This is a genomic window from Asticcacaulis sp. (genome assembly GCF_047605585.1).
GTDB lineage: Bacteria > Pseudomonadota > Alphaproteobacteria > Caulobacterales > Caulobacteraceae > Asticcacaulis.
The window spans coordinates 72685-86460 of record NZ_JASGFK010000009.1 but is presented as its reverse complement, the minus strand read 5'-3'; the positions used below and the strand labels follow the sequence as shown (position 1 = coordinate 86460).

Here is a 13776-nt window from a genome sequence, read left to right as displayed (position 1 = left end):
AGTGTTATTCATCTCAGGGTATGGATTAGAATTGCGTGGATTGCGAGAAGCGGAAGTTTTCAACCTTGTCGTAGGACTCTTTCGACAGAACCTGGCTCAGATCGAACTGAACTGGTCCCATGGGAGACTTCCAGCGAATGGTGATGCCGGCGGAGGCCCGCAGGGACATATCATCGACGATACTCGTGTCAGGCTGGCCACTGGAGTCAACCTTCAGGCGATCGTCGACACCGCCCAGTGTACCTAAATCGAGAAATAGAGCGGTTTTAAGGCCGTATTGATCCGGCAGGCCGTTGGGGATGCCCAGTTCGGTCGACAGGATGGCGTAGTTCTGGCCACCGAGCGCATAACCGCTGGAGGTGTCACGCGGCCCCATACCGGCATATTCGAAACCGCGCATCGAATCGCCGCCCTTGAAGAAGCGGTCGTTAATGCGGACTGCATCGCCCGCCAGCGGCGTGATCGAGCCCGCCGTACCGGCCAGGTGCAGGATCATATCCTTCTTGAACCCGTGATACCAGTGACCTTCAAGTTCGGTGCTGACGTATTTGACATCGCCGCCGAGACCGGCGAAGTCCTGACGAAGTGTGAAACTCCAGCCGCGTGTCGCCTGGACATAATCGTTACGGCGATCGAAGGCGAGCGAGTAACCGACGCTGGAGGTGATACCGGTGCCGCAGCTGTAAAGCAGGCCGTTACAGTCGCTCGAGGACGAATAGGTGATATCGTCGCTGCGGAAGTTGTAGCGCAGACGCAGGCTGGAGAAACCGTTCAGGCTGTAACCCAGGTTCAGGCCGCCGCCCCAGGAGTCGGTAGAATAGTCGACACCGCTATATTCGTAGGAGCTCTTGAACAGGCTGAAGCCGGCCGAGACATCGCGGTCCATGAAATGCGGCTCGGTGAAGGAGAAATCGATCGTCTTCTGGATCGAGCCGGTCTGCACGCGAGCCCGCACCTGCTGGCCGGTGCCGCGGAAGTTCTGCTGGGCGATCGAGATATCGAGAATAAACTTCTGGACCGACGAGAAGCCGGCGCCGAATGACAGTTCGCCGGTCGGCTGCTCCTGGACAGCGACCTCGATATTGGTCTTGCCCGGCACATTCGACGGCTTTTCGGTGATCGCAACGCCGGTGTCATCCTGCTTGAAATAGCCCATGCCGCGGACATACATCTTGGAGCGTTCGATCAGCGCCTTGTTATAGGCGTCGCCTTCCGACACCAGCATCTGGCGGCGAATGACCTTATCGAGCGTCTGGGTGTTGCCGACAATGTTGATCTTGTCGATATAGACGCGCGCGCCTTCATGGACATTGAAGACCAGGTTGACATTGTGCGTGTTCGGATCGGGCTCTTCCGAGGGGCGAATATCGACAAAGGCGTAACCGGCGGCGCCCGCGGCGAAGGTCAGGTCATCGACCGCCTTCTGGACACGGTCGCTTTCATAAAGCTGACCTGGACGAATCGAAATGGCGCGCTGCAGGTTCTCGGCCTTCAGCTTGTCATTGTCGGTCTTGATAGTGATACGGCCAAAATTGTACTTCTCGCCTTCATCCAGCGTGTAGGAGATGGCGAAATCCTTGCGGTCCGGAGTCAGCTCGGCCACTGCCGAGATGACGCGGAAATCGTAGTAGCCGCGATTGGTGTAATACTTGCGCAGCTGTTCCCGGTCATAATCCATGCGGTCCGGGTCGTAGTTGTCGTTCGATGAGAAGAACTTCCACCACAGCGATTTCTTGGTGACCACCACGCCCTGAAGCTCGCTGTCCGGGATGGCATGGTTGCCGATGAAGTTGACGGTCGAAACGCCGGTCTTGGGGCCTTCGTTGATTTCGAAGATCAGGTCGACGCGCTTTTGCGGCAGTTCAACGATCTTCGGCGTGACCGTTGCGGCGATGCGACCGCCCTTGCGGTACAGTTCAATGATGCGCTGGACGTCTTCCTGCACCTTGGCCTTGGTGAACACGCCGCGCGGACGGATCTGCACTTCGTCGCGCAGCTTGTCCTTGGTCATGGCGTGGTTGCCTTCGAAGACCACCTGGTTGATGATCGGGCTTTCCACGACCGTTACGACCATTTCATTGCCATTCATGGCGATCTGGACGTCGGAGAACAGGTCGGTGCGGTACAGAGTCTTGACCGCGAGGTCGATGAGCTGCGAATCGACCGTCACGCCCGGCTGGAACGGAAGATAGGAGATGATGGTCTGCGAATCGATCCGCTCATTGCCCGAAATGACGATGTGATCGACATAGGCCGTCTGTTCGGGGGCTGCCTGCTGCTCGGCCTGGGGCGCATCCGGTGCCGCTTCCCCGGCTGCCGGCGCGGCAGCGGCAGGCGGCGGGGCGTCCGGAGCCGGCGGAGTCTGCGCATCCTGGGCATGGGCGCCCGTGGCGAGAAGGCCCAGATGGCTCAGGGCCAGTACGCTGACGCCGAGAGTGAGGGAGCGTGTAAAGGTCATATGGCCTCTTGTAAGCGTGGTCTTGGCGGCGCGCGCCGTGAAAGCGAAGGGGTTGGTCTGTCGTATCACGAGAACAGCCCGCCGATGAATTTGGTCAGTCCGATATTATTGATGTCGTTCCAGAACGCGAATAGCATTAAGCCTAATACCAGCACTATGGCAATCCTGAAGGCCGCATTCTGGAATCCGGCCGAAATCGTCTTTTTCGTCACACCCTGCCACAGGATAAAGGCCAGGTGCCCGCCATCGAGCGCTGGTATGGGCAACAGGTTGAGGAAGCCGACGCCGATGGAGATATAGGCCATGTACTGCAGGTAGGTGAAGAACAGATTGTAAGCGATTTGCCAGAGCGGGGCCTTCACCTGGGAATAGGCCACAGTGACATCGCCAGCGGCCTTGGTCATCCCGACGATGCCGCCGATCTGGTTACCGTTTTCTTTTCCGGTGAAAATACGGCTTATATAGGTCAGGTTTGTATCAAGCGCCTTCCACGTCTGCGCATTACCAGCGACCAATGCCTGCAAGGGATTCAGAGGCACCTCGACCTCCGGCCCGTTCATGTCGATGCCCAGCTGGCCACCGGTAGCGTTCGGATTTGGACCGCCTGGCTCAAGGGCCACACGACGCGGCGTGGCCGTGAGTGTCAGGTGTTTGCCGCTACGGTCGATATCGAATCGGGTCGCCGTGTCGGCGCGCAGGACGATCATCAGCCGCGCATCCTCCCGGCTCCTGACATCACGGCCATCGACGGATAAAATCATATCGCCCGGCAGGAATCCGGCGGCAGCGGCGGGGCTGTCCGGCACCACCCGCATGATCCTGGCGGGCACGTAGGAATCGCCCATTACCCAGAAAACAATCGTCAATATGCCGATGGCCAGAATGAAATTGAACGCCGGACCGGCCAGGATGATCAGAAACTTCTGCCACAGCGGCTTGAAGTGATAATAGTCTTTTACCGCCGCCGCGCCCTCGCGCTCGGTAATGGCGATGCGCGAGGCTTCCATTTCCTCGGGCGACGGCATCATCGAGGTGATGTTTTCATCGCCGGCAAATTTGACATAACCGCCCAGAGGCAGGGCGCTCAGACACCATTCAACACCGTTTTTGTCACGCTTGCGCAACAGGATCTTGCCGAAGCCGACGGAGAAACGTTCCACACGGGTCTTGAACAGGCGCGCCACGCTGAAATGCCCCAGTTCGTGAAAGCTCACGATGAGGGAAATCATGATCAGGAAAGGCACTATACCTGCGATAAAATTCAGCAAGACGGTTTCCCCTAACGCGCTGCAACCCCGACCCTACGCCGACAGTCTGGCAGAGGCGAAAAGCTCGCCCACCAGGCGGCGGATCTCGCTATCGATCTCCAGCGCGCGTGTCATGGTCCGGTCGTTCGTATCACGGCTTGCGTGATCATTGGAAGGGATAGATGGCAATTGAGCCCGCATCATGGCAGATTCCACAAATTCGGCGATCTGCAGGAAACCTATGCGACGCTCCAGAAATGCCTGTACGCATACCTCGTTGGCGGCGTTGAAAACGGTCGGCATCCCCTCCCCGGCTTCCAGGGCTTCCCGCGCCAGACGCAGCATCGGGAAGGTCTCGAGGTCCGGATGCGCGAAGGTCAGGGCGCCGCGCTCGGCGAGGTCGAGCCGGGGCGCCTGCCAGTCGATGCGCTTCGGCCAGCCCAGGCAGTAGGAAATCGGCACGCGCATATCCGGCGAACCCAGTTGCGCCAGGGAGGAGCCGTCCTTGTACTCGACCATCGAATGGATGACCGATTGCGGATGCACCAGTACGTCGATTTTGCTTGCCGGCATATCGAAGAGATAGGCCGCCTCGATGAATTCCAGCCCCTTGTTGGCCAGGGTGGCGGAATCGATGGTGATCTTGGCGCCCATGCTCCAGTTTGGATGCTTGAGGGCCTGCTCCACCGTTACCGCTTTCAGGTCCTCGCGTGACCGTCCGCGGAAAGGCCCGCCCGAGGCCGTCAGGATCAGCCGGCTGACGCGTTCCGGCTGGTCGAGCACCTGGAAGATGGCATTGTGCTCCGAATCGACCGGCAACACCTTGCCGCCGTGCGCCTCCACGCGCTCGATCAGGGCATGTCCGCAACACACCAGGCTTTCCTTGTTGGCCAGGGCCAGGATCGCGCCGGTGGCCGCCGCCGCCCAGGTCGGCTTCAGGCCGGCAATGCCGACAATGGCCGCCATGATCCAGTCGGCCGGCCGCGCCGCTGCCGCGCAGACCGCCGGTTCTCCGCAGGCGATATCCAGGCCGGAACCGTCCATCAGCGCCTTGAATGCCGGCCACTGCCCTTCATCGGCAATGACGGTCATGGCTGGACGGTATTTCAGCGCCTGCTCGGCCAGAAGCGCGGCATTGCGGCCGCCCACCAGGGTCTCGATGACATAGTCGCGCCCCGGCACGCCGGTTTCATCCAGCAGCTTCAGGGTGGAGACACCGATCGAGCCGGTAGAGCCCAGAATCGAGATGCGGCGGGGTGCGTTCATATTTCGGTGCCTAGCATAACCAGCAGACGTATACCGCCGATTGCGACAATGGCAAACATCAGACCGTCGACGCGGTCGAGCAATCCACCGTGGCCTGGTATCAGTGTGCCGGCATCTTTCACTCCGAAACGTCGTTTGAGTGCCGATTCCCACAGGTCACCCGCCATGGTGGCCAGGGCCACCAGCAGGCCGACCACCGAGGCTGAGGTGTCATGCTTGAACAGGCCGGTGATATCCGAAAGCGCGCCCGCCGTCAGCATGCCGGCGATAAGCCCGCCGGCAAAGCCCGCCCAGGTCTTGTTCGGCGAATAGCGTGGCCACAGCTTGGGTCCGCCGATCAGCCGCCCGGCCGCGAAGGCGGCGCTGTCCGCCGCCCAGGCGATCAGAAAGGCGAACAGGACCCATTCCACGCCGCGATTACTCTGGTGCAGCCACATGATCACGATGGCCGGCCAGCCGATATAAAGCACACCATAGGCTCCATCAACCCAGCCGACATGCAGCCGATAGGCATAGAGCCCAGCGCACAGGGAGCCAAAGCACAGGATCAGAATCGACAACAACGGATGACCAAGATAGCCTACGAAGAGTGCCGCGATCCCCGCCGTCGCCACTGCCACGGCGATGCGCCCGGAGACATTGGGCGCCATCATCAGCCCCCATTCGATGCACAGTAAGGCCACGCCGACACTGATCATGACCAGAAACGGCCGGTGATCCGGCAGCATGGTGATGCCCAGAACCCCGCCGATCAGAACCAGAGCGGAGATGATGCGAACGGCCAGTTCGCTGCGCTTGCTTTTCGGTTTTGCGAGGGGAACAGCTGTTTCGGCTTCAGGTGGCTGGCTTGACATGCCCCGCCTCCACAGCGCCGAACCGGCGATCGCGGCGGGCAAAGACATCAAGAGCGGCCTTCAGCGGCTCATAGCCATAATCCGGCCAGAGAATATCCTGGAAGACGAACTCGGCATAGGCGGCTTCCCACAGCAGGAAATTCGACAGGCGGTGCTCGCCACTGGTGCGGATCAGCAGGTCGAGTGGCGGCAGGCCGCTGGTGGAAAGATAGCCGCCGAAACGCTCCGGCGTGATGGCCTCGGGGGCGAGCGTGCCGGCCCTGACCTCGCCGGCGATGGTTCTGACCGCTGCGACGATATCTGCCTGGGCGCCATAGTTCAGCGCCACCTGCAGATAGAAACGTGAATTATCTTTCGTCTTCTCGTGGGCGTCATCAACCATGCCGACGATATCCGCCGGCAGCCCATCGCGCTGACCAACGATGCGCACGCAGACCCCTTCCCGGCGCAGGCGCTCCAGGTCCGACTTGATGAAGGCCCGCAACAGCCCCATCAGGTCATTGACCTCCGATTCCGGCCGGCGCCAGTTCTCGGTCGAAAAGGCGAAGACGGTCATGTGGGTCACGCCCAGATCGACGGCGGCGGTGATCGTCCGCTTCAGGGCGTCGACCCCGGCCTTGTGACCCAGGGTGCGGATCTGGTTGCGTGACTTGGCCCAGCGACCATTGCCATCCATGATCACGGCGACATGCAGAGGCTTTACGGCAGCCGCCGTCACACCCTGGCTTTGGGCAGCGGTCAGAGCATCCGTGGGGCCAGAAGGCATGAAAGCAACTCTCGATTAGCGGGGCCGGTACTTGATACGTCGGGACAGATCGGTCAGACCTGCATGATCTCGACTTCCTTGGCCTTCAGCAGCTCATCGATACGCTTGATCGCCGCATCGGTAAAGCCCTGCACCTCTGTGCCGCCCTTCTTCTCTTCGTCCTCGCTGATCTCCGACGCCTTTTCAGCCTTCTTAAGATCGTCCATCGCTTCGCGGCGCACATTGCGCACGGCGACCTTCTGGGTTTCGGCATACTTGCCGGCGATCTTAACCAGTTCCTTGCGGCGTTCCTCGGTCAGTGGCGGGATGGGAATACGCAGGGTGTTGCCATCGGTGATCGGGTTCAGGCCGAGGCCGGCATTACGGATCGCCTTCTCCACCGCCGTGACCGTGCCACGGTCAAAGACATTGACGCTGATCATGCGCGGCTCAGGCACCGAGACCGAGGCACAGGCATTGAGCGGCATGGAAGAGCCGTAGGCATCGACCATGACCTGATCGAGCAGCGAAGCCGAGGCGCGCCCGGTACGCAGGCCCGAGAAGTCGTCCTTCAGCGCATCGACCGCCTTTTCCATACGGTCCTTGTAACGATTGAGTTCTGGCTTTGCCATGACGGTCTCTCTTTTCTATTGCGTAATGACAGTATAGGTACCCTTACCGTGAATGACCTCATTCAGGGCGCCGGGCGTGCGGATCGAAAACACGACGATCGGGATATTATTCTCGCGCATCAGGCTGACGGCCGATGCGTCCATGACCTTAAGATCCTTTGACAAGACCTCAAGATAGTTCAGGTTTTTGTAACGCTCGGCGGTCTTGTCCTTCTTCGGATCGGCGGTATAGACGCCATCGACCGAGGTGCCCTTGAAGAGCGCGTCGCAATTCATTTCGGCGGCGCGCAGGGCCGCGGCGGTATCCGTGGTGAAATAGGGCGCGCCGGTGCCGGCAGCAAAAATGACCACCCGACCCTTTTCCAGATGGCGGATCGCCCGGCGACGTACGAAAGGCTCGCACACGGCGTTCATCTGAATGGCTGATTGTACGCGGGTGTCGATGCCTTGCTTTTCAAGGGCATTCTGCATGGCCAGGGCGTTCATCACTGTGGCCAGCATGCCCATATAGTCGGCGCTGGAACGCTCCATGTCGCCCGCCGCCTTGGAGAGGCCGCGAAAAATATTGCCGCCACCGATCACCAGACACAGTTCGACGCCCTGGCGCGCCACCTCGGCGACTTCTGCCGCCACCGCCTTGACGGTCGCCATATCGATGCCGAAGCCCTGGTCGCCCATCAGCACCTCGCCGGAAACCTTCAGCAGGATGCGTTTGTAGGTCAGCGGTATCGGGGAGTCGGGCATTGCGGTCGTCATGGGTCGGCTCCGGTGAATCAGTGGGCGTCAGATATGTGACGGCTTAGCGCTTTAAAGACGCTTTGAACAGGCGGGTGGCAGGTTTTCCAGTTGCACCCTCGTCATAAAAAAGAGGCGCCGGCCTGTCAAATGCCGACGCCTCCCAAAGCTTCATAGTCGATAGTCCGACTTAGTTGCCGCCCATCATGGACGCGACTTCAGCGGCGAAGTCTTCGGTCTTCTTCTCGACGCCTTCGCCGAGGGCGAGACGCGTGAAGGCCGTGATCTTGACCGGTGTGCCGAGGGTCTTGGCGGTTTCAGCCACCAGTTCCTCAACCGTCTGGTCCGGGTTCATGACGAAGGCCTGCTTGTGCAGCACGACTTCTTCGTAGAACTTACGGATGCGGCCTTCGATCATCTTTTCGATGACCTGCAGCGGCTTGCCCGATTCCTTGGCCTGTTCCGTCAGGACGGCCTTTTCGCGTTCGACGTGTTCCTGGTTCAGGTCTTCGACGTTCAGCGACAGGGGCTGGGTGGCGGCGACATGCATGGCGACCTTGCGGCCCATTTCCTTCAGGGCTTCCTGATCGCCGGCCGATTCCACGGCAACGAGCACGGCGATACGGCCGAGATCCGGCGCGATCGCGTTGTGGATATAGGTCGCGACAACGCCTTCCGAAACGGTGTGCTTGGCGAAACGGCGCACAACCATGTTTTCGCCGATCGTGGCGATCAGGTTGGTGATCTCGTCATTGACGGCGGCCGCGACGTCTTCGACCGTGTTGGCGTCCACGCCGGCGGCGCCGGCATGGCGGGCCAGGGTCTGGAACAGTTCGTTACGCGACACGAAGTCGGTTTCGGCGTTCACTTCGACGGCAGCGGCGGTCATGCCCTTGCCTTCGATCTTGGTGGCGACAGCGACCAGGCCTTCGGCGGCAACACGGTCGGCCTTCTTGGCGGCCTTCGAAAGACCCTTGGCGCGCAGCCAGTCCATAGATGCTTCGATGTCGCCGTTGTTTTCAGCCAGCGCCTTCTTGCAATCCATCATGCCCACGCCCGACTTTTCGCGCAGTTCCTTAACCAGGGCAGCAGTGATTTCAGCCATGAAATCCTCCAAAATTAGATGTTAATCACGCAGCGTCATAGCCGCGATACATGTCAATTCAGCAACAGCCTAAAGCCGACCATAAGGAAAATGGCGAGCTTTAAGCTGTCACAAGTCTCAAAAGGCCAATGAGTTGGCCCCTATATAGGAAGCCTTAGGCCTCAGTGGAAGCTTCCGGAGCGTCCTCGGCAACCAGGGCCGGCTCGATCGGATCGACCGAAGCGCCCAGATCGCGACCCGAAGCCACCTGACCAGCGGCAAGGCCGTCCAGAACGGCGTCGGCGACCAGATCGCAGTAGAGTTGCAGGGCGCGGGCGGCGTCGTCGTTGCCCGGAACCGGATAGGTGATGCCGTCCGGATCGGAGTTCGAGTCGAGGATCGCGATTACCGGGATGTTCAGCTTGCGGGCTTCCTGGATGGCGATGCCTTCCTTGTTGGTGTCGATCACGAACATCAGGTCGGGGATGCCGCCCATGTCCTTGATGCCGCCCAGCGACAGTTCGAGCTTCTCACGCTCGCGGGTCAGGGTCAGCAGTTCCTTCTTCGAACGGCCGGCCGGATTGTTGTCCAGAACGTTTTCCAGTTCGCGCAGACGGGCGATCGAGCCGGAAATGGTGCGCCAGTTGGTCAGGGTGCCGCCGAGCCAGCGGTGGTTGACATAATACTGGGCCGAACGCTTGGCGGCCGCCGAAACCGGGCCCTGGGCCTGGCGCTTGGTGCCGACGAACAGGACGCGGCCACCGGAGGCAGCGACTTCGCGCACCTTCAGGAGCGCCTGGTGGAACAGCGGCAGGCTTTGCGACAGGTCGATGATATGGATGTTGGAGCGCGAACCAAACAGGTAGCGTTCCATCTTCGGGTTCCAGCGGTGGGTCTGGTGACCGAAGTGCGCACCGGCTTCGAGCAGGAGACGCATGGAGATTTCTGGCATGGCCATATGAGTAGTACCTTTCTTCCGATAATCCTCCGCAGAAAAGAAAGCCTGGCGAACAGCCGCTTCAGCCTCGGAACGCCCCTGGAGACCCAAAGGCGCGTATCTGCGTGTGAGATGGCGTGCACCTATTCACAATCTCGAAAAAAATCAACCCATGCCGTGCAAAAAAGCGCACGCCTGTAACTAAAAGATCGAACTACACATCCTCAAAATACAGAACACCGGGGGTGTGTTTCAGCATTCCGCGCAGATGCGCATCGAGATTATAGCGTTGCGGCAGCTTGAACTCGATCTCCCCTTCCCCGCCCAGATCACTCAAAAGGCTGATGACGCCGCCTTTTGGCGATTGCGACGCTTCAAGCTGCTTGCGGAACGCCGTCAGGTTGATCACCTGCGCCGAGACATGCACTTTTAGACCCATGTCATCGGTCTTGATCACATCCGACATCGGCCCGGCATCATCGCCAAAGAAGCGGACCTCGCCGTCGCGTCCCTTGCTGCGGACTTTCAGGACAATCGAAGCGCCCACTTCCAGGTGGTCCCGGTTCTTGCGCAGGGATTCCGGAGGGAACAGCACTTCATATTCACCGCTGGGATCTGACAGGGTAACGAAAGCGAACTTCTCACCGGACCCTTGCGCCGCACGCTCCTGCTTGCGCCGAACCACCCCCGCCATACGGAACGCTTCCTGCCCCTCGCCGGCCAGAGCCAGGGCCTCAGCGTAAAGGGTGACGCGGCGGCGCTTGAAGACATCGAGCATGTCCTGCAAGGGGTGGCCGGACAGATAAAAGCCGATGGCGGCCAGTTCTTCATCCAGCCGCGCCGGGCCGGAGACCATAGCAACGGTAGGCAGGCGCGGCCGTGACGATTCGTTGGAACCGAACAGGCTGACCTGCGAGGCGGCACGATCCGCCGCCATGCTCTGGGCATAGGCGATCAGAATATCGGCAGCCGCCACGATCTGTGCGCGATTGGGATGGATAGAGTCGAAGGCGCCAGCCTTGGCCAGGTTTTCTATTGCCCGCTTATTGACCGCCTTGGGATCGATCCGCTCAAGGAAATCGAATATATCGGTGAACTTGCCGCCTTCCTCGCGTGCCTGCACCACGCTTTGCATGGCTTCGAAGCCAACATTTCGGATGGCCCCCAAGGCGTAAAGCACTTCCCCGTCCTCGACGTCGAAATCAGCCATGGAGCGATTGATATCCGGTGGACGCACCGTGATGTTGAAGCGCCGCGCATCCTGATAGAATACCGCCAGCTTGTCGGTATTGGTGATATCGAGGCTGAATGAAGCCGCGAAGAATTCCACCGGGTAATTGGCTTTCAAATACCCGGTCTGATAAGAAATAAAGGCGTAGGCGGCGGCGTGCGACTTGTTGAAGCCGTAACCGGCGAACTTGTTGACGAGTTCGAAAATGCTGTCGGATTGCTTTTCTGGAACGCCCTTTTCGCTGGCGCCGGAAATGAACCTTGCCTTTTGCAAGTCCATTTCTTCTTTCTTCTTCTTGCCCATGGCGCGGCGCAGAAGGTCGGCTTCACCCAGGCTGTACCCAGAAAGAACCTGCGCGATCTGCATCACCTGTTCCTGGTAGATGATGACGCCATAGGTTTCCTTAAGCACCGGCTCCAGGCTCGGATGCAGCATGTCGATATCCGCGCGGCCAAACTTGCGGTCGACATAGGTGTCGATATTATCCATTGGGCCTGGCCGGTAGAGCGAGATCAGCGCGGTGATCTCTTCCAGCGAACCACACTGCATCTTGCGCAGGGTGTCACGCATGCCCTGGCTTTCCAGCTGGAACACGCCGATCGACTGTCCCGAAGCCAGTAATTCGTAAGTCGCCGCGTCATCGAGCGGCAGGGTCGAATAGTTGATATCGATACCGCGCTTACGCAGATAGTTCTGCGCGCGCTTGAGCGTGGTCAGGGTCTTCAGGCCGAGGAAGTCGAACTTGACCAGACCGGCGCTCTCCACCCATTTCATGTTGAACTGCGTCGCCGGAATATCCGAACGGGGATCGCGATAGAGCGGCACCAGCTCGGTCAGCGGGCGATCGCCGATGACGATACCCGCCGCGTGGGTCGAGGCGTTCCGGTAAAGCCCTTCCAGCTTCAGCGCCGTATCGAGCAACCGCCGGACCGCGTCATCGTCATTGCGGGCCTCCTTTAGGCGCGGCTCGATCTCGATGGCCTGAGCCAGGGTCGTGGGATTGGCCGGGTTGTTCGGCACCATCTTGCACAGGCGATCAACCTGCCCCAGCGGCAACTGCATGACCCGACCGGTATCGCGCAACACGGCGCGCGCCTGGAGCGTACCGAAGGTGATGATCTGCGCCACCCGGTCACGGCCATACTTCTCCTGAACGTAGGAGATAACCTCTTCGCGGCGTTCCTGGCAGAAGTCGACGTCGAAGTCAGGCATGGAGACGCGTTCGGGATTGAGAAAACGTTCGAACAGCAGACCAAAGCGCAAGGGGTCCAGATCGGTAATGGCCAGCGCCCAGGCAACGAGTGAGCCGGCGCCCGACCCCCGTCCCGGTCCAACGGGAATATCGTGTGACTTACCCCACTTGATAAAGTCGGAAACGATCAGGAAGTAGCCGGGAAAGCCCATCTTCTGGATGATGCCGATTTCCCGGTCCAGACGCGCCCAATAATCCTCCTCGGGCATGGCCAGTTTGACCTGTTTGAAGCGTTCTTTCAGGCCTTCACGGGCTTGCCACGCCAGTTCCTCATCCTCGTTCCGGCCGGCGCCGGTGTCGAAGCGCGGCAGGATGGGATCGCGCTTGCTGACCAGGAAGGCGCAGCGCCTGGCGATTTCCAACGTATTGTCGCAGGCTTCCGGCAAATCATCGAATAAAGCGCGCATGGCCGCAGCCGGTTTGAACCAATGGTCCTTTGTCACCTTACGACGATCTTCCTGGCCCATATAGGCGCCATCGGAAATACACAGCAGGGCTTCGTGCGCGGAGGCGAGATCCTGCGAGGCGAACTGCACGTCATTGGTGGCCACCAGCGGTACATCATGCGCATAGGCGAATTCAACCAGGCCGGCCTCGGCGGCGCTGCCCTTTACCCCGCCATTCGGGCTGCCGTCATGACGCTGGAGCTCGACATAGAAGCGATCGCCAAAGGCCTCGTACATGGCGCGCAGGGCCGCCCTTGCCTCGTCGGGCTTGTTCTGGCGGAACAGACCATCCACCGGGCCATCAAAACCACCGGACAAAAGGATGAGCCCCTCGCTATGCGCCGCGACCTGATCCCAGCGGACATGCGGTTCTTCGGAGGCGTCGGCATCGACATAGGCAATGGAAGAAAGCTTGGTGAGGTTTAGATAGCCCTGCTCATTCTGTACGAACAGAACAATCGTTGGGATCTTGCTCCATTTTTCCGGTCCGGCGCCACCAATGCCCCCGACCGGCAGGGCGCAGGCGATGATCGGCTGCACACCCGAATCCTTGCAGGATTGCGAAAACTCCAGAGCGCCAAACAGATTGCAGCGATCCGCGATCCCCACCGCCGGCATATTCTGCTTGTGCGCCAGCTTGCCCATGTCATAGGCCTTGATCGCGCCTTCCAGCAGCGAATAGGCCGACTTGACGCGCAGATGGATGAAGTCTTCGCTCATAACGCGCTCCCGAAAGTTCAGGGCCGCGGATGTGGGGCGACTCGTCAGGCCGCCAGCGACATCACATGGCACATCAGGAAAACAAAGCCCGTAACGGCCACGAATGACAATACATTATGCAGGGCGCTGACCATTTTTCCACATTCCTTTAGTTCGCAATATGTTCTCA

10 protein-coding genes are annotated in these 13776 nt (G+C 59.9%); all 10 read right to left on the bottom strand.

The genetic code is table 11. From position 1 onward, the window contains the following. Positions 1–25 precede the first annotated feature (25 nt). Positions 26–2458, bottom strand: a complete 2433-nt coding sequence (gene bamA, locus QM647_RS16985; RefSeq protein ID WP_414996742.1) for an outer membrane protein assembly factor BamA — start codon at positions 2456–2458, stop codon at positions 26–28. A gap of 65 nt (positions 2459–2523) precedes the next feature. Next, complete coding sequence (locus QM647_RS16980; protein WP_414996741.1) at positions 2524–3687, bottom strand: M50 family metallopeptidase; 1164 nt, start codon at positions 3685–3687, stop codon at positions 2524–2526. Positions 3688–3759: 72 nt separating this feature from the next. Further along, positions 3760–4971 (bottom strand): 1-deoxy-D-xylulose-5-phosphate reductoisomerase, encoded by a 1212-nt coding sequence (gene dxr, locus QM647_RS16975; RefSeq protein WP_414996740.1) that lies wholly within the window; start codon positions 4969–4971, stop codon positions 3760–3762. After that, the gene (locus QM647_RS16970) at positions 4968–5825 is read right to left on the bottom strand and encodes a phosphatidate cytidylyltransferase (RefSeq protein ID WP_414996739.1); all 858 of its coding nucleotides are present in this window, start codon (positions 5823–5825) and stop codon (positions 4968–4970) included. The genes dxr and QM647_RS16970 overlap by 4 nt, the downstream gene beginning before the upstream one ends. After that, on the bottom strand, positions 5806–6591 hold the full coding sequence (gene uppS, locus QM647_RS16965; RefSeq protein WP_414996738.1) for a polyprenyl diphosphate synthase: 786 nt from the start codon (positions 6589–6591) through the stop codon (positions 5806–5808). Before uppS ends, QM647_RS16970 begins: the two co-directional genes overlap by 20 nt. 53 nt (positions 6592–6644) lie before the next feature. Then, positions 6645–7202: a ribosome recycling factor gene (gene frr / locus QM647_RS16960; RefSeq protein WP_414996737.1), complete on the bottom strand. Its 558-nt coding sequence runs from the start codon at positions 7200–7202 to the stop codon at positions 6645–6647. 15 nt (positions 7203–7217) lie between these two features. Further along, positions 7218–7946 (bottom strand): UMP kinase, encoded by a 729-nt coding sequence (pyrH, locus tag QM647_RS16955; RefSeq protein ID WP_414996785.1) that lies wholly within the window; start codon positions 7944–7946, stop codon positions 7218–7220. Between the two features lie 181 nt (positions 7947–8127). After that, on the bottom strand, positions 8128–9042 hold the full coding sequence (gene tsf, locus QM647_RS16950) for a translation elongation factor Ts (RefSeq protein WP_414996736.1): 915 nt from the start codon (positions 9040–9042) through the stop codon (positions 8128–8130). Positions 9043–9196: 154 nt separating this feature from the next. Further along, positions 9197–9979, bottom strand: a complete 783-nt coding sequence (gene rpsB / locus QM647_RS16945; RefSeq protein ID WP_414996735.1) for a 30S ribosomal protein S2 — start codon at positions 9977–9979, stop codon at positions 9197–9199. A 193-nt stretch (positions 9980–10172) separates the two neighbouring features. Continuing rightward, complete coding sequence (gene dnaE / locus QM647_RS16940; protein WP_414996734.1) at positions 10173–13607, bottom strand: DNA polymerase III subunit alpha; 3435 nt, start codon at positions 13605–13607, stop codon at positions 10173–10175. Positions 13608–13776: the final 169 nt, after the last annotated feature.